Here is a 21,763-nt window from a genome sequence, read left to right on the forward strand (position 1 = left end):
AACGGCTCGATCCACTTCGGATCATCCGCTGAGATCACCCCACCCATGCCCAGCCAACGCACCAACCGCCCCACCGGTTACGGGACAACCTCTAGGGCCCGGTGCGGCGTCGTGGCCCGCTATGGGCGTCAGTGAGCCGCCGTGACCGACCGCCGCGACGGCCCGGACGGAGCCGCCTACTCGGCCCAGGGGTGGAACCCGGTGCTGAGGACGTCCTCGAGTGCGGCGCGGAGCTGGGCGGCCTTCTCGCTGCCGAAGCTGTCTTCGAACTGGGCCTGCGCGGTGCGCCAGTAAGGGAGGGCCGCCTGCAGGCGGGCGAGGCCATCCGGGGTGATGGTGACCATGCGGGCCCGGCGATCGGTGGCTGAGGGCTCGACCGTGACGAGGCCTTCGCGTGCGAGCGGTTTGAGGTTGGTGGCCAGCGTGGTGCGATCCATGGCGATCGTCTCGGCCAGGCTCGTGATCGTTATCTCGTCGTGCTGACTCAGGTGCTGCAGGATGCTGAACTGCGTGGCGCGCAGGCCCGTCGGGGCGAGGGCCTTGTCGTAGGTGGCGCTCAGATAGCGGGCCGCTTTGCGCAGGGCCAGGTTGTTGCACGAGCCGACGCCGTCCGCCGCGGTGCGAGTCATGATCTCCTCCAGAATTCATATACGAGTATATGCGCCTAACCGTCGCCGTGCCTACCTGTCGCACCGCCGCTGCTGCCGACGCGCGACGCACGGCGGGCATTCCCTCGCTTGGCCGCGACGTTGCGCCAGTCGGGGCGTAGGCTCGATGGGTGCCGCAGTTGCCGGGTGTTGCAGCCGGGCAGACATGGGCGCGGGAACAACTGTCGCGACGTTGCCTCACCGGCATAGACGTTGCGCAGGGCGAGCGGGTCGGCGCACCTCGCACACCCCGGGAGGCGAGTGAGCCGGAGCCGGTCGGAATGGTTTGCACTCACAAAATTAGGAGCATATGCTCCTAATGTGTCGACGGGTGGCATCGCTTCCGCGTCGCGCTCTCTCGCCCAGCACGTGCAACACATGCACCACATACAGCACGTGCGCCGGCACCCCGCCGAACGGGCGCGCGCCGCCCAACACGTGCGGCACGCATACGCACAATCTTGTCCACCACGAAGAAGGTGACCCGCGGATGACTATCGGCAACCTCGTCCTGATCACTGGCGCGGGCGGTGTGGGCAGCGCCGTCCTGGAGAAGCTGCGGGCGCAGGACGTGCCCGTGCGCGTCATGGTCCGCCGGGACGACGGCCGTGCCGCGCGGCTGCGCGCCCTCGGCGCGGAGGTCGTCCTCGGTGACCTTACGCGGCCCGAGACCGTAGCGGCCGCCATGGACGGCGCCCGGAGCATGTACTTCGCCATGCCGGTGTCGCCCGACCACCTGCTGGCGGCGACCGTCGCGGCAAGTGTCGCGCGCGAGTACGGCGAGCTGGACGCGCTCGTCGGCATGTCGCAGATGACGGTGTCGCAGATGACCGCCACCAGCACCGCCGAGTCGCACCAGCAGCGGCTGCACTGGCTGGCAGAGCAGGTGCTGAACTGGTCCGGCCTGCCGGTCATACACATCCGGCCCACGTCGTTCCTGGACAACCCGCTGTTCACCACGCTCCCGGCCCGGACGATCCAGGAGAACGGCACCATCGTGCTGCCGTTCGGAGCGGGGCGCACCTCGCCGATCGCCGTGGACGACGTGGCTCGGGCGGTGGCGACCGTGCTGCGCGACCCGGGCCCTCACGTCGGACGCGTCTACGAGCTGACCGGGCCGCGCGCGATCGACATGACGGAGATGGCCGACGCCTTCGCGAAGGCGCTGGGCCGGCCGGTGTCGTACGTGGACGCGCCGCTCGAGACGTGGCGCAAAGAGGTGCTCTCGACGATCGGCCTGCCGCCGCACATCGAGCAGCACATCATCACCATGTGCCGCCTGCACCAGCAGAACCGCTACGACCGGGCTTCCGGCGATGTCGAGCGCCTGACCGGGCGCCCCGCCCGGACGATCGAAGAGTTCGTGGCGGCACGCAAGGACTTCTACCTGGGCTGATGGATACCGCAGGCGGATCGCCGCTCATCGGACGAGGCGCGGGACAGCGCAGTGCGGGTCGCCGAGCACGCAGCCCGCCGTCCGTGGTGTTCACGGCTGCGCCACAAGCCCCTTCCGCGCCGACAGCCCCGACACTCTCGTGGCCGCTATGCGCCCGCCGCCGCACCGGACCCGCTGAACGAGCGGAGAACTGGTACCAGGCCTTTCCTCTCACGACAAGTCCCGTAAGAGGTACGGGACTCGAACAAGGAAGGTGAACACAGACATGGACATGAAACTCGAACTCTTCGTCCTGCCCGTCTCGGACCTCGACCGCGCCAGGGCCTTCTACGAGAAGGCGGGATTCCGGCTCGACCTCGCCAAGGATGTCACCGACGACTTCAAGGTCGTCCACCTCACGCCGCCCGGTTCCGAGGCCTCGATCATCTTCGGCGAAGGCCTGACCACGGCCCCGCCCGGATCGGCCCAGGGGCTGTACCTCATCGTCACCGACATCGAGCAGGCCCGTGCGCAACTCGTCGACCGCGGTGTCGAGGTGAGCGAGGTCTTCCACGACGACAAGGGCATCTTCTTCCACGGACACGACGCCGGAGAGGTCGTCCACAAGGGTCAGGGGCAGGAGCGGCTCGCCGGGCCGCACCCCGAGCGCGCCAGCTACGGCTCCTACGCCACCTTCAGCGACCCGGACGGCAACGGCTGGGTGCTCCAGGAGATCACGCAACGAGCCCCCGGCCGCTGACCTCTGCTCTCACCACCGACGCCACAGGGTGCCGTCCAGGCTCCTCGCCAGGGGCGTGACGGAGCCAAGCCGAGCCGACAGGAAGCAGGACCAGAGATGAGTGGAACAGCGACCGGAACGACGCAGAGCTACGACGTCGTCGTCATCGGCGCCGGTCCGGTCGGGGAGAACGTCGCCGACCGGACCCGTGCCGCAGGGCTCAGCACCGTCATCGTGGAAAGCGAACTCATCGGCGGCGAGTGCTCGTACTGGGCCTGTGAGCCGAGCAAGGCCCTGCTGAGGCCGGTCCTGGCCCGTGCCGACGCCCGGCGTGTCCCGGGGCTCCGCGAGGCGGCGGCCCGACCGCTGGACGTCGCCGAAGTGCTCGCCCACCGCGACGAGATGACCTTCCATTGGGACGACGGCGACCAGGTCGCCTGGCTCGGCTCGGTCTCCGTCGATCTCGTCCGTGGCCATGCGCGCCTGGAAGGCCCCCGGCGTGTGTCGGTGGTGACCCCGGACGGGGACACCGTCCTGCTGACCGCGCGTCACGCCGTCGCCCTGTGCACGGGTACCACCACCGCACTGCCCGACGTGCCCGGGCTCGACACCACGCGGCACTGGACCAGCCGGGAGGCGACCAGCGCGGAGCACGTGCCCGGCAGGCTCGCGGTGGTGGGCGGCGGGGTGGTGGCGGTCGAGATGGCCACAGCCTGGCAGGCACTCGGGTCCCAGGTGACCATGCTCGTGCGTGGCGACGGTCTGCTCCACCGGATGGAGCCCTTCGCGGGCGAACTCGTCACCGACGGCCTGAGTGAAGCAGGCGTCGACATCCGCCTCGGTGTCACCGTCACCGCGGTGAAGCGGCACGGCACCGACGACGGTGAGGTGACCGTCACCCTCGACGACGGCGGCGACCTGGTCGTGGACGAGATTCTCTTCGCCACCGGCCGCCGGCCGCGAACGACCGACGTCGGACTGGAGAGCGTCGGCCTGACCCCGGGTGACTGGCTCGCCGTCGACGACTCCTGCCAGGTGACGGCCGTGTCCGGCGGCTGGCTCTACGCCGTCGGAGACGTCAACCGCCGTGCGCTGCTCACCCACCAGGGCAAGTACCAGGCCAGGATCACCGGAGCCGTCATCGCGGCCCGCGCGAAGAGCGAGCCCGTCCTGGCCCAACGATGGGGCCCGCACACCACCACCGCCGACCGTGCGGCAGTCCCGCAGGTCGTCTTCACCGACCCGGAGGTCGCATCCGTCGGCCTGACCACATCCGAGGCCGAACGGTCCGGGCGGCGGATCGAAGTGGTCGACTACGACCTTGCACACGTCTCGGGCGCCCACCAGTACGCCCAGGGCTACCGAGGCAAGGCCCGCATCCTCGTCGACGCGGACCACGGCACGGTCGTCGGTGCCACGTTCGTCGGCCCCGGCCTCGGTGAGCTGCTCTACTCCGCCACCGTCGCCGTCGTCAGCGAGGTGCCGCTGGAACGCCTGTGGCACGCCGTACCGGCCTTCCCGACGATCAGCGAAGTATGGCTGCGGCTCCTCGAGACACACCGGGGCTGAGCACAGAAGCGGCAAAACACCCCCGACGCGCGCTCCGGTCGGCGATGTCCGACTCCCGCCTCCAGACCGCGCAACGGGAGATCATCGACCGCGTGCTCGGCGTGCCGACGCGCCCCTGCGTGGCGGGGTGCTGGATCACGATCATGACAGCGCCATCATCCAGACCCCGAAACTCCGCACTCCCGACGCCGCGGACCGCTGGACCTGGATCCTGATCGTCGCCCACACCCAGCTCCGACTTGCCCGGCCCCTCGCCGCGGACCTCCGCCGGCCCTCCGATCGGCTCACCCCAGCCCGGATCCGCCGAGGGTTTCGGCACCTCCGCCCGCACCTGGGAGGCTGTCGCACGGCTCCCGCCCGGTGAACGTCAAGAGTGCTTCTTGGGCGTGTGGTTGATGAGCTTGTTGAGGTTGTGCACCGTGCCGAGGAGCTTGATCTCGGCGTCCACTGCCTGGCGGCCTCGGTAGTTGAGGTGTCGTCCGAAGTGTTGGAAGATCTGGGCGAATCCCGGCTCGACCAGGGCACTGCGTTGACGGTACTGGGCCCGTCCTGTCGGGGTGGCGAGGCGGGCCGCCATGTCCTGCTGGCTGGCAGGGGCCTGCTGACGTTTCGCGGGAAAGCCGGCTTGGTCTGCATCGCTGGTGACCGAGACCAGTAGCGGGAGGTCGGTGAGGTCCTCGAAGGACGCGGCGGAAGCGTACCCGCTGTCGGCGAGCCAGAGTTGGATGTCGCCGGGGAGTCGTGCGGCCTGATGATTGTGCTGGGTCTTCCTCACCATCGGAACGAGGGCCGTCCGGTCCGAGGGATTGTCGTGCGCTTCGATGGCCATCAAGAATTGGCGGCGGGCGCACACGATCTGGATGTTGTCCCTGCAGGTAGCCGCCGCGTTTCCCGGGAATCAGCCGGGAGTCGGGATCGCTCAGGCAGGCACGGGACTCCGGGGAGGGGGCCGGTCGGGGTGTGCGGGCCCGCTCCAGCCAGGCCCGCATCTTCACCAGTCGCGTTCGCTGGCGAACGAGGACGGTCTTGTGCTCCATCGGGACCGGCGGCCGTCCGTTCGCTCCACGACGTCCTGCCGCCCGGTCCTCTCGGACGCGGAGTTCGTACTTCTTCAGTTTCTCCTGGTGAGCCTCGGTCTCGGCGGCCAGGCGCTTCTCCGCGCGGGCCACCATCCGCTCGGCGGCTCCGACCTTGATCCGGATCTCGGTGGGTGAAGGCATAGCCCGTTCATGCAGTCTGTCCCTGGCCAACTGGGCCCGGGTGAGCCGTCGCACAGTCGCGATAGGCGAGGCCAGTTGTCCCACGCGTCCTCGCCACTGCCCTGTGCTGGCGAGCTGTCGGCCTCGACGCTGAGCGCGTGGTCGGCTGCATCCTCAATCAGCGCGTGGATCTCTTTCTCGCACTGGGAGATGGTCTCCTCCAGGCGCTGGAGCCGCTGGTTGGCGTCGCGTGAGGCGTTCGCCTCCATCGGTGAGCCGTCCACGGCCACCGCCGAAAGATCGACCAGGCCGCGTCGGCCGCACAGCGACAACACCTGCACGAACAGCGAGTTCAAGGCGGCACGGTGGCGTCGTACGAACCGCGCGACGGTGGAGTGGTCCACTCTGGCTTCGTAGGTGGAAACGGGCTCTGGCCCACTTCTTGTGGTGCGGTCACTCGCTGTCGGATCCGAAGCCGAGTTCCTGCGGCAGGTATTCCCAGGCGATCCTGGTATGCAGCACGAACAGACGAGAAATACGCGGGTATCGGGATCAGCGACCGAGGAATGGCCAGTGCCGTTTCCTACGCGGCGTAGGTTCCGGCTCGATCTCTCGCGGCGCGGGGGCGATCCGGTCCGGCTCCAGCCCCACCTTGTCGGGGTGCACAGAAGCGGCCGGCGCGTTACTGCTCGTCGCCGCTAACCTGCTCGGTCTCGGCCTGGTCGGTGCCACCGTGGTCGAAGACGTCCAGGACCAGACCGTGACTGTGCCGGATGCCGGGGCGGGCGACTGAACGAGCGGATACGGTTCCCCCATGACGAAAACTGCCCGGACCATGAAACGTACGGGAGCCCTCGTTGCGGCAGCCGCCGTGGCCGCGCTCGCCTTCCCCGCCCAGGCCCACGCCGCTGCCGTCGCCTGCGGCGGCGGGGTCTCGACGCAGAACATCGGCGCCCGGGGCTGTATTTCCGCCGAACGCTGGAAGGACGGGGAGATCTGGTGGCGCGACATCACCGCCCACGCGCTCCTCACCAACTCCCGTTCCCACGCCTCATGGGTCGAGTACGAGGCGTACCTCCACGTGCAGGGGGACGGCGACGACTGGATGAAAATGGGCAGCGGCCGGACCATCGTGGAGCGGCGTTCCACGGTCGGCCCGATCGCCATCGCCACCAACACCCGCCTCTGTGGTCCCGTCAAAATCACGATCCGCGTCCACGTGAGGCCGGCGGGGGGCGCCTGGTCGAACTGGTCCAGCGCGGCGACCTCGCAGTGCCAGACCTGACGCTGCCAGACCTCGCACACCGCAGCGCCCCCGCCTCCGCGACCAGGAGGACGGGGGCTCTCGTGTTTCCTGCGGGGGAATTATGCGGCCACGGGACGCCTGTGCAGCTCCTTCGCCGCCTTCGCGGTCTCCCGCTTCAGACGCGCCTCGAACTCCTCGCGTGTCTCTACCCGCAGCCGGTCCGGGTACCGCTTCATCGGCACCTCCTCCCCCAACGCCGCGAACCGCGCAGCGATGGCGTCACGGTCCAAGTCGGCCTTCCCCGGCACCCGGGACAGGAACCAGTCGGCATACCAGCCGGCCGGCGCCAGATGCAGCACCTCGTCCGCCCCCTTCTGATCGGTGGCAGCCGCGTTCGCCCGCGCCCGCGCATCCCTGCGTACTGCGCACACCTCGGCGACCGCCTCCGCGTCCTGTCCGATCCGCTGAGGCATCTGACGGTGGCGCTCCGCAGTGATGTCCTCCAGCCGTGCCGCATCAGAGAACCTTTGCCCCGCTGTAACGTGACGCGCGGTTCGGCTTCTGGTCCGTGGTTATGTGCGTGACTGCGGGCTCTGGCCCACTTCGTGCGGTCGTGTGACTCTCGGTCACGCCAGCAGGACTCGTTTGCGGAGGAGTTCAAATCCTGCGCGGCCGAACATCTGACGCTTGAGCATCTTGATCCGGTTGACGTGGCCTTCCACGACTCCGGAGTTCCAGGGAAGCGTGAGGCCGGCGATGACGGCGTCGAGGTCGCGTTCAAGGCGCTGGGCGAAGTGCCGGAGACTAGGCAGGTCGGCAGTAGAGGTGACCGCTTCGATCCAGGTCGGCAACTGGTTGCCCTGAAGGTGAGCAGGGGAAGGACTCACGGCCGGTGACGGCTGCCTCTTTGAAAGAGGTGCTGCACTTGCGTGATCATGCCGACCTCGCGGCGATGGGTCGCTATGAACGGCAGTACGGCGTCCTGGCCGAGGCCGTGCTCGAGGGCTGGCAGGACCAGCCGCTGGCAGCCGAGATCTCCGCGGAGGAGTTCGAGCGCCTGTGGGTCGAGGCCAGGCGAATTCATGGTGCTTCAGGCTGATCTGGCGGACTGACCGGCCTGCTGCGAACGGGGCAGTGTCGGGCCCGGTCTCCTACTCGAGGATGTGCGCCGGACTTACGTTGGGCACGGCACGCGCCCCTTCGCGACCTTCCGTCTCCGCGTGCCGCCGCACTGACCGCACGGCGGAAAGAGGCATCCGGGATGACGCGCAGCTCCGAACGCCGCAGGTGGTCGGCGGCAACAGCCCAGGGCAGACTCGCGGTGGCGGCATGCGCCGCCGCCGGGCTCCTGACAGTGACGGCGTGCACCGGCACCACGACGAACGCCCCGCCGGCGGCCGCCGCCGCGACGCCCTCCCCCAGCACCTCGGTCCGTGAACTCACCCCGGCGCTGTCGTCGCAGCTGGACAAAGCCGTCCAGCAGACGCTGAAGCAGGCGGGCGTGCCCGGGGTGACCGTGGGGCTGTGGCTGCCGGGCAAGGGCACGTACGTCCGCTCGTTCGGTGTGGCCGACAAGGGCACCGGCGCTACCATGTCGGAGAACCTGCGCGTGCGGATCGGCAGCGAGACCAAGACGTTCACGGTGACCGGGCTCCTGCGGCTGGTGGACGGGGGCCGGGTCGGTCTCGACGACCCGATCTCGAAGCACGTGGACGACGTCCCCAACGGGGACCGCATCACCCTGCGCCAGCTCGCCGAGATGCGCAGCGGACTGTTCTCGTACAGCGACGACCCGGGCTTCGACAAGGCCTTCCTCTCCGACCCCGACCGGAAATTCACGCCGCAGCAGTTGCTCGACTACGCCTTCAAGCACCCTCCGCTGTTCGCCCCGGGGCAGAAGTTCAACTACTCCAACACGAACCTGATCCTGCTCGGCCTGGTCATCGAGAAGGTGAGCGGCCAACCCCTCGGCGACTTCCTGAAGCAGCAGGTCATCGAACCGGCCGGCCTGCGCAACACGGTCTTCCCCAAGGGGGCCGAGTTCCCCGATCCGCACGCCCAGGGCTACACGGTGCAGACACGGAACGGCGAGGTCGCGAACGCGACGAACTGGGACCCGTCCTGGGCCTGGGCCGCCGGCGCGATCATCTCCGACCTGCAGGACCTGCGGAAATGGGCGCCGATCCTCGCGACGGGCACCCTGCTCGAGCCCGCCACGCAACGGCAGCGCCTGCGGATGCTGCCCACCGGCTACCCGGGAACCGCGTACGGGCTCGGTATCTTCACCACCAACGGGTGGATCGGGCACAATGGCTCGCTCCCCGGCTACGAGTCGGTGACGGTCTATCTGCCCTCGGCCAAGGCGACGTTGGTGATCCTCACCAACGCGGACTTCATCTACAAGGGCTCCGAGAACAGCACGCTGTTCGCTCAGGCCATCACCCGCATCGTGACCCCGGACAACGTCTACGCCCTGCCGCCGTCGGCGCCGTCCTCGCCGTCCCCGTCCGCCTGACGCGCCGGCCGTTCGGCGCGTCCGGGTGGGAGCACGGCCTGGAAGTAGCCGACGGCCCCGCTGGCGCCGTTAGCTGAGCTGCTGGTTGATGGCCGGCATCGGGCCGTTCTCGTCGGCGACGGTGGTGGCGATCTCGCGTCCGTACGGGCGCGCCGCGGCGACGGCGGTGAGCATATGGGAGGGCAGTGGATGCAGAACGAGCGGCGGCTCTACGTGAGGAGCTCGCCGAGTTCGCTACCGGCAACTACGGGGCCGACTCCGCCGCCCTCGTCGTGTAGGTCGTGGATCTCGCGGACCGGCACGGCCGCAAGTGGCATGAGCAGGCCGGCGCGGAGCACCGTCCGCCGCCTTCGCCTGGCAGCATCGCGCCGGGGGGGGGGATCGATCGCTCCCGAAAAGCAAGTCGCCCGGCAGGTGCGGTTCGACGTCGACGGCGGGACCGTGACCGGCGGCCGCGAGGCATGCCGTGTACGAGGTGCCGGCCGGCGTCGACACCTCGGACATGTCCGAGGAAGACGCCGAGCAGATCGCCTCCAGCAGTCCAGGAGCTGCCGTGCCGCGTCAGCGCGGTGGCCCGGGCAGCCGCTGTGCGAGGAGCTCGCCGCCGCGCCGGCCAGCTTCGGCATACACCTCGTCCGTACTGGGAACGCCGGACGTCGTTGAGTGCGGATCCGACTCGAGCGGCTCACCCGGGCGATGGGAAAAGATCTTGATATGCACGGGAAACGATCTCCGATGGCTCGGTGCTGGCCCTGATCAGCGCATTTCGTCGGTTGCCCTGCAGCCCCATGGAGCCTTCCGCCGAGAGGCGACCGCCTTCTGCACGTCACCACTCACGGCCCCGGCTGGTATCCCCCATCCAGCCGGGGCGTCGTGCATTTCCGGCGCCAACAAGCCGCCGTCTACGACAACGAGCTGTGGTGGCCGACGGACGCGACGGTTCCACCAGAGATGCAGAACAGAACATCCTGAAGCCAGTCGCATCGTTGAGCCAGACATGAAAATCGTCGCTGCCGCCGCGCTCGCTGGTGCGGCTCTCCTCACGGCCGCCATCCCCGCATCAGCAGACGACGGGCCCATTGACTTTGGCATCTTCCAGGGTGTCAACGACACCAAGAGCTCAGGTTTCACCGACTCGAGCCCGACCTGGAGACAGACAAGCAGTGGGTCGAGCGGAACCGTCCCAGAGTCGGCCCTGGCAATGCTGGTAGACAACCTGACCACTACCGGCCCACAGTGACCGGATCTCGAAGCCGACGAGGGAGGACATCGCCCGTATCTGCTGCACAGCCGGGATCAGCTGGGGACGGGCCAGGCGCGCAGCACGGCGGCGATAGCTTTGTCCGGGCCATCCACGGCCATGCCCGCCAGCGCAATCAGCCCTCCACCACTACCGAGGAGGCGCGTCACGCCCTCACGCTCGCCACCGAGTTCACCTACCAGGAGCGCCCCAAGATCCCCGAGCAGGTCCCGCGTTCCCAAGCTGGGAACGCGCCACGGCATGCGCGCCGGCGAACCCGCAGCGGCCGCCCGGCCTGCTGACCTCGCCTTGCGTATCTGTATGGCGAGGGCCGAGTTCAGCCGAGCAGCAACACATGTGCGCCGAACGCAGCTGGCCACCCGTCATATGGACCCGTGACCTGGGCTATCACTTCTGTGCGAGCGAAGCGGAACTGGAGCTTCGAATCTTGAGATAGCGCCGTACTGGACGCGTGCCCGTGTGCGCTGTCACTCAAGGTTCGATGGCACGCGATGAACCTTCCCTGGCACAGGACAATGCGCACCGCAGCTATGGCTGACCGGGCAACAGGTCTTGCAACTGCTGTGCCAGTCCGTTCGCGTCCAAGGGAGCGTTAGGCCCGGGCCCGGCCACGATCGTCTGAACCAACACGGCGACGACCTCAGCCCGCTCCTCCTCGGAAAGACCCGCGTCGGCGAGCAACCGCTCTGCCGCCAGGTAGCGGGAGAACTCCAGCGGCTGATCGAAGTATGCCTTCAGGTGGTCAGCCGCAGACTGCTGGGACTTCACGAACGTCTTGCTGATGAACCCGGCCAGCGCTGCCGAGACCGCCCCAAGCCCGCCTATCACAATTGCCCCAGTCGTGCTGCTCACGTTCAAGGCCAAGACGACGAACAGCACCAGGAGCGCAAAGCCGACCCCCATTGAGATCTGCGCACTCACAAACGAACGCCGTGCCTGGTTCGTGGCAATCTCGTGGTAGAGGTCCAGCCGTCGATGAGTGAGCGACCACAACCGGGACAGTGCCAGATACCGGCGATCTTGCTGCGTCTCCGCCTCTTCCGGGGTCAGCGCAAGGCCGCTGGTGGCCACCATTGTGACTGACGATCCGGAGCGAGCAGCCAGAGCGCCTTCCACCCCGCGCTCAGCCTCGCGAACACGCTCACGACCGGCATCAATGGCTCGGTCAGCCTGGCGCCCTTGCTGCCATACAGCCACAGCGCCGAGCCCTGTAGCCACCATCGCAACTGCTGCCCCAAGCAAGCCTGCAAGGTCCTGCGTCGAAGGGCCTTCGGGAAGCCGGTTGGCGGCCCATGCGATCCCCGCCGTCATCGCCGCTCCGACACCTACGATGACGCCGAACAAACGACCAAGTCGCAACGACTGGGGCAAGGATGAACTCTCCGGCGACGGCTCAGTACCCATAGCTGACCAGCATGGTCATCAAAGATCAGTGCCGCCGCAGAAACACCGAAACTGAGCGGCATCTGGCGGGCCAGCCACGCGCCCGTGACAGCTGTATCACCGCTCAATGTTCGATGGCACTCGCTCGAGGTTCGATGGCACAGGACAATCACGCGGAAGGGGAGAGCTGTTCGCGCACCCATTCGGGATCGGGGTTGGTGTGTGGCTGGCCCGCCACGACGACGGTCGGCACGGTCTCGTTGCCGTCGTTGGCTGCTCTCACCGCTGCGGCTCCTGCCGGGTCGCGCCAGATGTTGACCCAGTGCAACTGGCGGGCGCTGCGGCCCAGCCGGATACGTAGTCGTATGCAGTACTTGCAGCCCGGCCGCCAGAAGACGACCGGTCGGCCGTCGACCGCGCGGCGGCGTTGTGCCTCCTGCGCACCGATCGACTTCGGAAAGATCAAGGGCGAGTTCACGCCGGCGAGCGCCAGGAACGCCAGCAGGAGTGCTGCGGCTGTGCCGGGGTTCCCCGTGAAGATCTGCCCAGTCGCGACCGCTGAGCCGCTGAGCACAAGCAGCATCGGCAGGATCCAAGCGCGCATCATGGTGATGCAGGCTATCGGTGAGTCGAAATGCTCCTCGAACTAGGCCGCTCACCTGGGTGTTCGCCGGACGCTGAGGCGGCCTTCGTCTGATCATGTGCTCCGACCAAGGATGCACGTGACCACTACGAAGGCCGTGAAGGTGAGTTTGCTGCCTGATCATGTTCCGGGGGAAGCGTTCGCGAAAGCGTCACGCTTCCGGGAGGACTTATTCGACTGTCTGACCGCTCGCAGGGACGAACTGTTCGACCTCACGGATGCGCTGCTGTGTGCGGACGGGCCGGTGAGAGCGCCGGTGGAACTGACGCTGGTGGCCGAGCACCGGCGCGGGCACGGCGCCATGTACGACGCCCTGAACAACGGGAACGTGGACGTGCCCGGCTGCGGGAGGTGCTGGCCGGCCTGCCCATGCCGCAGGCCGCCGACGGCCGCCTGGTCCTCGTAGTCGACGTCAGCAACTGGCTCCGCCCCGGCGCTGTTCTGCGATGTCTACGGCCGCAGCGGATGGTCCTCGGACCAGTTCGTGCCCGGCTGGCCGTACTCGTTCGTCGCGGCCCTGGAATCGGGCCGGACGTCTTGGTGTCAGTTGCTGGACGCCGTACGTCTCGGCCCGGCCGACGACATCGCCGAGGTTACCGCCGCCCAGGTCCGCCGGGTGGTCATCGATCTGATCGAGATGGGCCGCTGGCACTCCGGCGACCGCGACATCCTGATTGTCTTCGACGCCGGCGATGACGCCCCGCGCATGGCCCACCTTCTGGCCGGGCTGCCGGTGGAGGTCCTGGGCCGGTTGCGCACGGACCGGGTGATGCGCAAGCCGGTCCCGGTTCCGTGGATCTCCCCGCCGCAGGGCGGGCGGCCTCCGAAGCACGGCAAGGAGTTCCGCTTCGCCAAGCCGGAGACGTGGGGTGATCCGGACGCGGCCACGGTGCAGGTCACCGACCGGTACGGAACCGCCCGCGCGATGGCCTGGGACCGCATCCACCCCCGCCTGACCACCCGCTCAGCGTGGATCGACCACACCGGTGAACTCCCGATCATCGAAGGCACGTTGATCCGCCTCCAGGTCGACCGCCTCCCCGGCGGCCACGACCCGCTGCCGCTCTGGCTGTGGTCGTCGGCCATCGGCCTGAGCGGCGAGGATGCCGACGTGCGCTGGCAGGCGTTCCTGCGGCGCTTCGACCTGGAACACACCTTCCGGCTGATGAAGCAGACCCTGGGCTGGACCCGGCCGAAGATCCGCACCCCCGAGGCCGGAGACCGCTGGACGTGGCTCGTGATCGCCGCCCACACCCAGCTCCGGCTCACCCGCGAAGCCGCGGCGGGTCTACGCCGCCCCTGGGAGAGGCCGACCGAGCCTGCACGGCTCACCCCGGCCCGTGTCCGCCGGGGGTTTCGGAACCTCCGCCGGCACCTTGCCTGTCCGGCCCGTGCACCGAAACCATCAACACCCGGGCCTGGAAGACCACTTGGCTCCAAGAATCGCCGCCCCGCGACCCGCTACGACGTCGGGAAGACGACCAGGCGACCCGAGAGCATCATCGAGCGCGACAGCCTCGGAGGTTAAAAGACAAGCTAGGTCCTGTCGTCAAATTCCCGCCTGCCCGGCGACGCCTGGCAGGCGGGAATTTGACGACAGGACCTAGCACCGCCGTCGAACTCGGCTGCGTCCTCGATGGATCCCTGGCACTGGGAGCGGGCGTGCACACGACTGGTCACTGTGGTGGCCGACCGCACTCAGGCCGAGAGCGGCTGGTACGGGCACTGCATTCAGGTCCTCGAATGGTTCCTCGCCTACAACGGCATTGACGAGGAGAGAGCCCGGGAGAGCGTGGTCGGTGGCCGGTTCGGCAGTTGGATCGCACCAGACGTCGCGGTGGTCGAGGCGGTGAGCTCGCGGTTCGCCCGGACCATGGGCGGAAACCGATGAGCTCCGGGCTCGACCACCACAACGACGCCCTCGCCGACTGGCTCCGTATCCGTAGGGAGATCTCCTGGCCGCGCTGGAGCGGTTAGCTCTCCGTCGCCGAACCGCCGGCGCTTGACGGCTTCCGGGACTTCTTCACCGCGACACGCGGCGGCCACAACGCCGAAGGGACCGCGCGCGTTCTGACCGCCCTCGACCGGGCTCTCACCGACGTGGAGCAGGGCGCTCAGCTGACCTTTTCCCTCATGGCGAACTGGCAGCGGACCGTGCTACACCGCGACGCCGTCGCCTTCCGCACGATGCCAGCCTTCGCGAAGGGCGGACGAGAGCGCTACAGCCTCGCGCCCGACACGCAGGCACGGTTCGAGCACTGCCTCGCCGAAAGCGCCAGCCCGGACCTGCCCCTCCCATCACGCGCCGCCCGGACCTACCTCGAGGTCCTCTTCTTTCATCCGTTCGAGGACGGCAACGCCCGCGCAGCCACGCTGGCGCTGGCCTTTGTCTTGGGCCGCGAAGGCGTCTCGCTCGACCAGGTGCACCCGCTGCAGGCCACCCGTTGGGCCGACGACGCCGAAGGCGCGGCCGATCTGGCGGTACTGCTCGGAATCCTGATCACCGCGGCGGAGCGCCGCCGGTCCCACGGGCGCCAGCCATGACCGGACGCGACGTCATACTCAACGAACTCGCCCAGGGGCTGCGCCCAATGTCACAGGGCATCGAATGGTTCGACGGTCTCAGCCGGGAGGAACAGTCCGAGACGCTGCTGTTCCTCCGCCATCACTGTGTCCAAGCTCGCGCCGTCACTGAGGACGGGCCGGAGAGCATCCGCCGTGCCGGACTGCGCCTGACGCATACGCCTGCGGTGCTGATCACACGCGGCCGGATTGACCAGCAGCTGGGAAAGATCGCCAGCCTTGCCCCCCCGACGAGCGCCGCAAGGCGTTCCGGCTGCTGATCGCGGTACTCGCGATCGCCGACGCACGGCGCCGCGAGCGCTACTGCTCCGACGGATGCGTTCACTGGTGGCACAAGCTGTCCGCCGTGAGTCCCACCTGACCGATCAGACCGGGCAGGCCTCACGGGCCGCGCGTGGCCTACTTCCCCGTACGCGGCAGCGACCCCCGGGGCGCGCCGGTCGCCGGGGCCAGCCGGGTCTGCGCCCAGCGCGGCGACGTAGCGATGCCGGTCGCGGCGGCGCTGCAACGGTAAACCACCGGATAGTCGGCCGATCCCGACAACGGAAGGCGCCCAGCGGCACCTTGAAGGAATCGAACCACGTGGTCCGATGATTCAAGGACCGGCTGCCGAATTGCAACCCGGTCCAGCTGAAAGGCTGTCAGAAGAAATCCACGCTTGAGCTCATTGGATTCGCTTTTGGCGCCGGGTAACGGACGATGGCTATGGCCACCAAGGCGGCTAATGAAGTATTCACCTACGTTACCTGCCAGTTTCTCGCCTGACACTCGGCGGTGACCGACGCAGGAGCGAGCGCATGGCCTGATCGGGCCGGGTGGCGGGCAGTAACAGCTGGACGCCGGGCGCACGTTTCAAGCAAGGCACCCCTGCCCGGCCGACTTATCAACGCGTGTTGATTCCTCGGTAACCTCAAAAAGAGCTCAGAGTTCCCTGACAAAACCGTGCGGCGCGTGCAGGTTCACTAGTCTCCGATGCGCAGGCAGAGCAGGTCACCGGCTTTCGTCAGACGAGAGGTGTGCATGACAAAGCGTCCGCGGCTCGATGACCGACCCCCCACTGTTCCCCACCGTGTGCGTGGCGCGACCCGCCAGGGTCGCCCATGACCAGCACCCCCGCTTTCCTCCTCACTCGGCTCGTCGGCAGGCAAGCCGTGCTCAGCACCCTCGACGGGCTCGTAGGGCGCCTGGACGACGGTGTCTCCGACATCGCCGTCGTCAGCGGACCCGTCGGCTCCGGCCGCAGCGCCGCCCTCGAATGGGCCGTCGCCCGGGCCCGGGCCTCCGGTCTGGCCGTCGGCGTCGCGCGCTGCTCGCCCCGCGAATCCCAGATCCCCTACGGCACCATCACGCAGTTGCTGGGCACCTTGTGCCAGCCCTCCCGGATCGGCGCCCTCGCGTCCGGCATCGGGCCCACCAGCCGCCCCACGGACACCGTCGCCCGCATGTGCGACACGCTCCTCGCACAGTCGGCCAGGCGGCCCATCATGCTGGCCGTGGACGACCTGCACCTCGCCGACCCCCAGTCGCTGCGCCGACTCGTCGACCTCATCCACCGCGCCCGCCAGGGCGCCGTCCTCGCCATCGTCACCTCCCCCGTGCCCGTCCGGTACGTCGTCGACGCGGCGGGAGCGCAGCCCGCGGCCCCCTGCCCGGTGCACACCCTGCGCCTCGACCCGCTCACCACCGACGAGGCGCGCGGTTTGGTCGAGTCCCGCGTCGGCCACTCCATCGAGCGCTCCGTGCTCACCGTGGCCGACGTCGCCGGACGGTCCCCCGCCGTCCTGCACGCCGTCGCCGAACGGATCACGGCCCTCGGCCGCCCCTTGGACACGGACGCCGTGCCCCAGCTCGTCGCCGCCGCCCGCACCGCCTGGTCGACCCGTGCCCTCACCGCCGTCCAGGGCCTGCCCACGAACGCTCTCGCCGTCCTCCGCGCGACAGCCGTGGCCGACCACGACCCGGACCTGGGCCGGCTCGCGGCCATCGCCGGGCTCGAGGCCAGCGCCTTCGCCGACGCCGTCGACGCCCTGCGGGCCTGCGGACTGCTCGCCGACGCCGACACCCCACGGCTGCGCCATCCCTGGTTCGCGGACGACGTCCTGGCGGGTATGACCGGGCCCGAACGCAACCGGCTGCACCGACACGCCTCCTCGCTGCGCGGCCAGCAGGGCTCGCGCGTCGGCACCGTCGCCGAGATGCTCGGCGACGTCGCTTCGCTCATCCGCCCCTGGAACGCGACGGACTCCGCCGACCCCTCGCGCCCTCGGCACACGGCCGACCTGACCACCGCGACTCTGCGGCACTCGCTGTGCGCGCCGGTCACCGAGACCGAGCGTGCCCGGTGCCTGGTCCGCCTCGCCGCCGCGGAGGCCGTCACCGCACCGCAGGCTGCGGACGGCAGGCTCCGCCAGGTAATGCTGCGGCACCTCACACGCGAGACCTGGCCGGACGTGCTCAATGCCGCCGACCTGCTGCTCAGTCGAGGCGACGCCGAGACCGCCCGCTGGGTGATCGCCGACGTGCACCAGCGGGCCCTGACCAAGATCCCCGACCACGAGCTGGGTCCCCTGCGTGCCCTCAGCCAGCTCGCCCACAAGGAGAAGGGCGGCCTGCCGCTCGTCGCCACGCCGCCGCTCCACTCCGACCGCCCCGGTCACCCCGCCGAGGCCGCCGTTCTCGCCTGGACCCTCGCCACCGCCGGTGACGACCGGGCCCGCGCTCTCGAACTCGCCCACTCGGCGCTCGACGAGCCCACGTCCGTGCCGTTCATGTGCCGCATAGCCGCGGCCCGGGCCCTGCTGTGCGCGGACGACGTGCCCGCCACCCTCGACCGCCTCGACGCCGTCGCCGCAGAGGCCCGTCGCGACAACGCCCTCGCGGCGGCCGCCCAGGCCATGCTCAGCCGCGCCGAAGCCGAAGTGCGTCTGGGCCGCGGCGAGGACGCGCTGCGCGACCTGACCGTCGCCACGAAGATCCTCCCGCCCGCCTCATGGCACAGCCTCCTGGCACCCCGGCTGGCCGCCGCCGAGATCCTCGCCCTGATCCGCTGCGGACGCATGGACGAGGCCCGGCGCGCCTCGGGCCGGGCCCGAGCCCGGCCCGAGGGCCACAGCGTCACCACGGCCTTCCTGCTGTATGCCCGCGCCGAACTCGCCCTCATCGACCAGGACCCCGCCCGGGCCCTGCTGTTGCTCGAGGAGTGCGGCCGCGTGCTCCGTGCGAAGCGCTGGCGCAACCCCATGCTCATTCCGTGGCGCAGCGCCGCGGCCGTCGCCCACCATCTCCTCGGCGCCCCCGCCACCGCCGACGAGGTTCTCACCAAGGAGTACGACGTCGCCGAGCGCTGGGGCACTGGGAGTGCTTTCACGGCGCTGCGCACCGGCATCCATGAGGCACTGGCGCGGCATGGCGTCGAGGTCCCCTGGGCGCCGGGCCGTGACAGGCCCTCCTCGGTGCCCGACGGGACCGGCCCGGAGCCGGATGCGCTCACCCCTTCCGAGTGCGACGTGGCCGCCTTCGTCGTCGAGGGACTGGCCAACCGGGAGATCGCCCGGCGCCTGGGCCTGGCCACCCGAACCGTCGAACTGCGGCTCACCAAGATCTACCGCAGGCTCGGCGTCAAGGGCCGTGCAGCCCTTGTTGCCCATCTGCGGGCCCTGCAAGAGGAGACTGATCCATGCTGCTGGAGCGCGAGCGGCAACTGACTGTCCTGGACGAAGCGGTGGCCCGCGCCCAGTCGGGCGCCGGCGCTCTCGTCCTCGTCGACGGCGGCACCGGCACCGGCACCACCGCGCTGCTGAACCATCTGACCGACCGGGCGTCGGCGGCCGACGCGCTGGTGCTGCGCTCCGGCGGCGCCCCGGGCGAACGTACCGTCCCCTTCGGCGTCCTGCGTCAGCTCATACTCCCGTTGGTCGCCGAACGCGACCTGCCCGCTCCGCTGTTGGCCACCGCGCCGCCCATCGCTTCCGACGGGGACGGGGTGTGCCCAGACGGCGAGAGCGGCGCCGCCGACCGCGCCGATACGCTCCACTGGCTGCACATCCTGTTCGCCTGCCTGAGCGCCGAGCGGACCGTGGTCCTGGCCGTCGACGACCTGGGCTGGGTCGACAACGCCTCACTGGAGGCTCTCGCCCATCTCACCGCGCGCCTCGACGGCCTGCGCATGCTGCTGGTCGTGGTCCGCAAGGACGGTCTGGGCGCCCGCAACCCGCTCGTCGGCGAGATCTGCGCAGCCGCCACCCACCTGGTCCGCGCCCACCCGCTGTCCCACCGTGCGGCTGCGGCGCTGCTGGCCCACCACTTCGGGCCGGACAGCCCGGACGACTTCAGCCGTGCCTGTCACGACGTCACCGGGGGCCGGCCCAAAGACCTGAAAGTGCTGTGCGACCGGGCCCGGCTCCGGCGACTGGGCGCACCCCACTGGCACACGCAGCGACTACGCGGACTCGGCGAGTCGCTGCGCCGCGAACGCCTGCTCGCGCTGCTGCGCCGAGAACCCGACGTCGACGCCTTCCTCAAGGCCACCGCCGTTCTCGCAGACAGCGCCACGGACGACCTCGTGGCGCGGCTCGCGGGCCTGAGCCGCCGACAGTGCGAACACGCCCGCGAGGTCCTCACCCACGCATGGCGCCCTGCCGCCGGCCAAGGGGAGGCCGCCCACACGCGCGCCGCCTGCGCCGTCGTCCTCGAGGCCATGGGCGACGAAGAGAGTTCAGGCCGCCACCGGGAAGCGTCCGCCCTTCTCGACGCGTGCGGCGCCGGACCGGAGCAGGCCGCCGTGCCGCTGCTGCACGTCGACCGGCTCGGCGACCCGTGGGAGATCCACCAGTTGCGCGCCGCGGCGGCGGCCGCACGTCGCCGGGGCGCGCCCGAGACGGCCGTGCGCTATCTCACCCGCGCCTTGGTCGACGTACCCGCCACCAGCCATGACCGCGCCGAGTTGCTGTACGAACTCGGGGTCACCGAACTCGACCTGAAGTCCTCGGTGGCGGGCCGCCACTTCGTCCAGGCCGCGAGGCTCATGCCCGGGCTGCGGCGCCGCGCCGAGGTCCTCTCGAGCACCCCGATGGACATCGTGCGCGGCGATCCCGAGGTCGCCGACCTCGTCCGGGAGACGGCCGCCGACCTCGGCACGCCGCAGGAGGCCGACCGGCAGGGCGCGTACCTCGCGAGGCGGCTGGAGGCGCGGGTCCGATACGCCGCTCTGGAGGACCCCGTCCTGGTGCGGTCGGCGGCGCACCGCCTGCATGAGCTGGACCAGCAGGGTTACGGCCCCTCGGCGGCCGAACGCGAACTGCGCACCGTCCTCGCCTTCACGGCCGCCATGGGCGGACAGGTCGACCACCGTTTCGTGGCCGGTATGGCCCGGCGGGTGTTGGAGGAGGAGCCCGCGCAGGACGCCCTGGCCGGCCTGGCGCTCGAACTGCTGCCTCCGGTGCTCCTCTGCACGGACACCCCGCACCTGGCCACGTCCTGGCTGCAGGCCGCCGACCTGCATGCCACGCAGGAGGACGACCGCGCGACGATGTCCCGGGTCGAGGCACTGCGCGGTCTCATGCTGCTCGCCCGGGGCGAGGTCGGCCTGGCCCGGACATGCGGCGTCCGCGCCCGAGCGTCGGCCGAGGTTGGGCCGGACCGGGACCGGGTGGAGCTCACCCTCCTCCTGGGCTGCGTCGCACTCGAACTCGAGGACGGCGAACTCGCCGAGCGGGTGCTCCATCCCGCCGAACCGCCCACCGACGCAAGGCTGTTCGCCAAACACAGGCAGCTCGAGGGCATGCTGGCGGAGGCACGGGGGGACCTGCCGGTGGCGCTCGCGCACTACCTGGACTGTGGGCGCGTCCTGGAACGCGCCGGCTGGGTGAATCCGGCGTTCGCCCAATGGCAGGTGCGGGCCGCGATGGCGCAGCACCGGATGGGCCGGACCGCGGAGGCGCTAGCGGTGGCACGGACACATCACGAGCATGCCCTTCTTTGGGGAGCCCCGACCGCCCTGAGCCGCGCGCTGCGTCTGCTCGGCGTCGTCACCGAGGGAGCGCCGGGCGTCGAGTGGCTGCGCCAGGCCGTCGACACGGTCGAAACGGAGGGCAGCCGCCTGGAGTTGGCCCGCGCCCTCACCGCATTGGGCAGGCGCCTTCAGCAGGAGTCGGTCCCGGAGGGCGACAGGTTGCTCAGACGCGGCCGCCGACTGGCCGCCGAATTGCTGGACACGCCGGCCGACACCGGGCACCGCACCACGCCCCGCCCGGCGCGGGCGCTCGCGGCCGGACTCACCCCGGCCGAGACGAGGGTGGCGGAACGCGCGGCGCGCGGTGTCAGCAATAGAGAGATCGCGGAGGAACTCGAAACGAGTCTGCGGGCCGTGGAAAGACACCTCACCAGCTCCTACCGCAAATTCTCTATTACCGGCCGGGAACAACTGGCCGAGGCTCTGGGATTGGACGAAACCCGCTAGTCTGCCCAGGACGGCCCGCACGCATGCACGCCGAGCTGCGCAGAGTTTTGTTCTTTGTGTTCACGGCATTCGGTCGACGCAAAGTCAGCACATTTTCCACAACCTTCACTGCCGCACACTCCACCAGCCCGCCCCGGCGCCCGCGC

The 21,763-nt window shown here is 69.6% G+C and carries 17 protein-coding genes and 3 pseudogenes; 14 read left to right on the forward strand and 6 right to left on the reverse strand.

From position 1 onward, the window contains the following. Positions 1–176 precede the first annotated feature (176 nt). Positions 177–629 (reverse strand): MarR family winged helix-turn-helix transcriptional regulator, encoded by a 453-nt coding sequence (locus ACIA8X_RS35490; protein ID WP_399460021.1) that lies wholly within the window; start codon positions 627–629, stop codon positions 177–179. Between the two features lie 508 nt (positions 630–1,137). Between ACIA8X_RS35490 and ACIA8X_RS35495 the strand changes: the two genes are divergently transcribed. From ACIA8X_RS35495 to ACIA8X_RS35510, 4 genes and pseudogenes are all read left to right on the forward strand, one after another. Continuing rightward, positions 1,138–2,043 carry an NmrA family NAD(P)-binding protein gene (locus ACIA8X_RS35495; protein ID WP_399460022.1) on the forward strand — a complete coding sequence of 302 codons (906 nt, stop codon included), beginning with the start codon at positions 1,138–1,140 and terminating at the stop codon, positions 2,041–2,043. Between the two features lie 265 nt (positions 2,044–2,308). Then, positions 2,309–2,782 carry a VOC family protein gene (locus ACIA8X_RS35500; RefSeq protein WP_393462671.1) on the forward strand — a complete coding sequence of 158 codons (474 nt, stop codon included), beginning with the start codon at positions 2,309–2,311 and terminating at the stop codon, positions 2,780–2,782. Between the two features lie 96 nt (positions 2,783–2,878). Beyond that, on the forward strand, positions 2,879–4,330 hold the full coding sequence (locus ACIA8X_RS35505) for a dihydrolipoyl dehydrogenase family protein (protein WP_393462670.1): 1,452 nt from the start codon (positions 2,879–2,881) through the stop codon (positions 4,328–4,330). A 166-nt stretch (positions 4,331–4,496) separates the two neighbouring features. Next, positions 4,497–4,685 (forward strand): annotated as a pseudogene (locus tag ACIA8X_RS35510) (transposase); the annotation flags it as partial. A 12-nt stretch (positions 4,686–4,697) separates the two neighbouring features. Here the strand turns inward: ACIA8X_RS35510 and ACIA8X_RS35515 are convergent. Beyond that, complete coding sequence (locus ACIA8X_RS35515) at positions 4,698–5,183, reverse strand: transposase (RefSeq protein ID WP_393462668.1); 486 nt, start codon at positions 5,181–5,183, stop codon at positions 4,698–4,700. Between the two features lie 1,160 nt (positions 5,184–6,343). Here ACIA8X_RS35515 and ACIA8X_RS35520 point away from each other — a divergent pair. Continuing rightward, positions 6,344–6,814: a hypothetical protein gene (locus ACIA8X_RS35520; protein ID WP_393462666.1), complete on the forward strand. Its 471-nt coding sequence runs from the start codon at positions 6,344–6,346 to the stop codon at positions 6,812–6,814. An 80-nt stretch (positions 6,815–6,894) separates the two neighbouring features. Here the strand turns inward: ACIA8X_RS35520 and ACIA8X_RS35525 are convergent, their stop codons facing one another. Beyond that, positions 6,895–7,248 carry a hypothetical protein gene (locus tag ACIA8X_RS35525; protein WP_393462664.1) on the reverse strand — a complete coding sequence of 118 codons (354 nt, stop codon included), beginning with the start codon at positions 7,246–7,248 and terminating at the stop codon, positions 6,895–6,897. Between the two features lie 153 nt (positions 7,249–7,401). After that, positions 7,402–7,635 (reverse strand): annotated as a pseudogene (locus tag ACIA8X_RS35530) (transposase); the annotation flags it as partial. Positions 7,636–7,667: 32 nt separating this feature from the next. On the opposite strand from ACIA8X_RS35530, the gene ACIA8X_RS35535 reads away from it, so the two are divergent. Both ACIA8X_RS35535 and ACIA8X_RS35540 read left to right on the forward strand, forming a co-directional pair. Further along, complete coding sequence (locus tag ACIA8X_RS35535) at positions 7,668–7,874, forward strand: hypothetical protein (RefSeq protein WP_393462662.1); 207 nt, start codon at positions 7,668–7,670, stop codon at positions 7,872–7,874. A gap of 162 nt (positions 7,875–8,036) precedes the next feature. After that, entirely contained in the window at positions 8,037–9,290 is a 1,254-nt protein-coding gene (locus ACIA8X_RS35540; protein ID WP_399460023.1) for a serine hydrolase domain-containing protein, read from the forward strand. Between the two features lie 1,789 nt (positions 9,291–11,079). Here ACIA8X_RS35540 and ACIA8X_RS35545 read toward each other — a convergent pair. Both ACIA8X_RS35545 and ACIA8X_RS35550 read right to left on the reverse strand, forming a co-directional pair. Further along, a complete protein-coding gene (locus ACIA8X_RS35545) occupies positions 11,080–11,955 on the reverse strand; it encodes a hypothetical protein (RefSeq protein WP_399460024.1) in 876 nt (291 codons plus the stop codon). Between the two features lie 148 nt (positions 11,956–12,103). After that, complete coding sequence (locus tag ACIA8X_RS35550; protein WP_393462656.1) at positions 12,104–12,541, reverse strand: glutaredoxin domain-containing protein; 438 nt, start codon at positions 12,539–12,541, stop codon at positions 12,104–12,106. Positions 12,542–12,680: 139 nt separating this feature from the next. Here ACIA8X_RS35550 and ACIA8X_RS35555 point away from each other — a divergent pair. The 7 genes and pseudogenes from ACIA8X_RS35555 to ACIA8X_RS35585 all read left to right on the forward strand — a co-directional run bounded on the left by ACIA8X_RS35555 (position 12,681) and on the right by ACIA8X_RS35585 (position 21,617). Then, positions 12,681–14,105: pseudogene (locus ACIA8X_RS35555) on the forward strand (NF041680 family putative transposase). 156 nt (positions 14,106–14,261) lie between these two features. After that, entirely contained in the window at positions 14,262–14,468 is a 207-nt protein-coding gene (locus ACIA8X_RS35560) for a hypothetical protein (RefSeq protein ID WP_393462654.1), read from the forward strand. A 242-nt stretch (positions 14,469–14,710) separates the two neighbouring features. Continuing rightward, positions 14,711–15,121 (forward strand): Fic family protein, encoded by a 411-nt coding sequence (locus ACIA8X_RS35565; protein WP_393462652.1) that lies wholly within the window; start codon positions 14,711–14,713, stop codon positions 15,119–15,121. Continuing rightward, positions 15,118–15,420: a DUF5958 family protein gene (locus tag ACIA8X_RS35570; protein WP_399460025.1), complete on the forward strand. Its 303-nt coding sequence runs from the start codon at positions 15,118–15,120 to the stop codon at positions 15,418–15,420. Before ACIA8X_RS35565 ends, ACIA8X_RS35570 begins: the two co-directional genes overlap by 4 nt. A 14-nt stretch (positions 15,421–15,434) precedes the next feature. After that, positions 15,435–15,521, forward strand: coding sequence for a DUF5958 family protein (locus ACIA8X_RS35575; protein ID WP_399460041.1), 87 nt, complete (start codon positions 15,435–15,437; stop codon positions 15,519–15,521). A 739-nt stretch (positions 15,522–16,260) separates the two neighbouring features. Next, positions 16,261–18,864, forward strand: coding sequence for an AAA family ATPase (locus ACIA8X_RS35580; protein ID WP_393462648.1), 2,604 nt, complete (start codon positions 16,261–16,263; stop codon positions 18,862–18,864). Then, on the forward strand, positions 18,837–21,617 hold the full coding sequence (locus ACIA8X_RS35585; protein ID WP_393462646.1) for an AAA family ATPase: 2,781 nt from the start codon (positions 18,837–18,839) through the stop codon (positions 21,615–21,617). The genes ACIA8X_RS35580 and ACIA8X_RS35585 overlap by 28 nt, the downstream gene beginning before the upstream one ends. Positions 21,618–21,763 lie beyond the last annotated feature (146 nt).

Origin of the sequence: Streptomyces sp. NPDC051738 (genome assembly GCF_044453205.1) — a bacterium.
Classification (GTDB): Bacteria; Actinomycetota; Actinomycetes; order Streptomycetales; family Streptomycetaceae; genus Streptomyces.

Coding starts and splice junctions, on each gene's coding strand:
- ACIA8X_RS35490 (WP_399460021.1), bottom strand. CDS start 629: ATGACTCGCACCGCGGCGGACGGCGTCGGCTCGTGCAACAACCTGGCC.
- ACIA8X_RS35495 (WP_399460022.1), top strand. CDS start 1,138: ATGACTATCGGCAACCTCGTCCTGATCACTGGCGCGGGCGGTGTGGGC.
- ACIA8X_RS35500 (WP_393462671.1), top strand. CDS start 2,309: ATGGACATGAAACTCGAACTCTTCGTCCTGCCCGTCTCGGACCTCGAC.
- ACIA8X_RS35505 (WP_393462670.1), top strand. CDS start 2,879: ATGAGTGGAACAGCGACCGGAACGACGCAGAGCTACGACGTCGTCGTC.
- ACIA8X_RS35520 (WP_393462666.1), top strand. CDS start 6,344: ATGACGAAAACTGCCCGGACCATGAAACGTACGGGAGCCCTCGTTGCG.
- ACIA8X_RS35525 (WP_393462664.1), bottom strand. CDS start 7,248: ATGCCTCAGCGGATCGGACAGGACGCGGAGGCGGTCGCCGAGGTGTGC.
- ACIA8X_RS35540 (WP_399460023.1), top strand. CDS start 8,037: ATGACGCGCAGCTCCGAACGCCGCAGGTGGTCGGCGGCAACAGCCCAG.
- ACIA8X_RS35545 (WP_399460024.1), bottom strand. CDS start 11,955: ATGGGTACTGAGCCGTCGCCGGAGAGTTCATCCTTGCCCCAGTCGTTG.
- ACIA8X_RS35550 (WP_393462656.1), bottom strand. CDS start 12,541: ATGATGCGCGCTTGGATCCTGCCGATGCTGCTTGTGCTCAGCGGCTCA.
- ACIA8X_RS35565 (WP_393462652.1), top strand. CDS start 14,711: ATGGCGAACTGGCAGCGGACCGTGCTACACCGCGACGCCGTCGCCTTC.
- ACIA8X_RS35570 (WP_399460025.1), top strand. CDS start 15,118: ATGACCGGACGCGACGTCATACTCAACGAACTCGCCCAGGGGCTGCGC.
- ACIA8X_RS35580 (WP_393462648.1), top strand. CDS start 16,261: ATGACCAGCACCCCCGCTTTCCTCCTCACTCGGCTCGTCGGCAGGCAA.
- ACIA8X_RS35585 (WP_393462646.1), top strand. CDS start 18,837: ATGCTGCTGGAGCGCGAGCGGCAACTGACTGTCCTGGACGAAGCGGTG.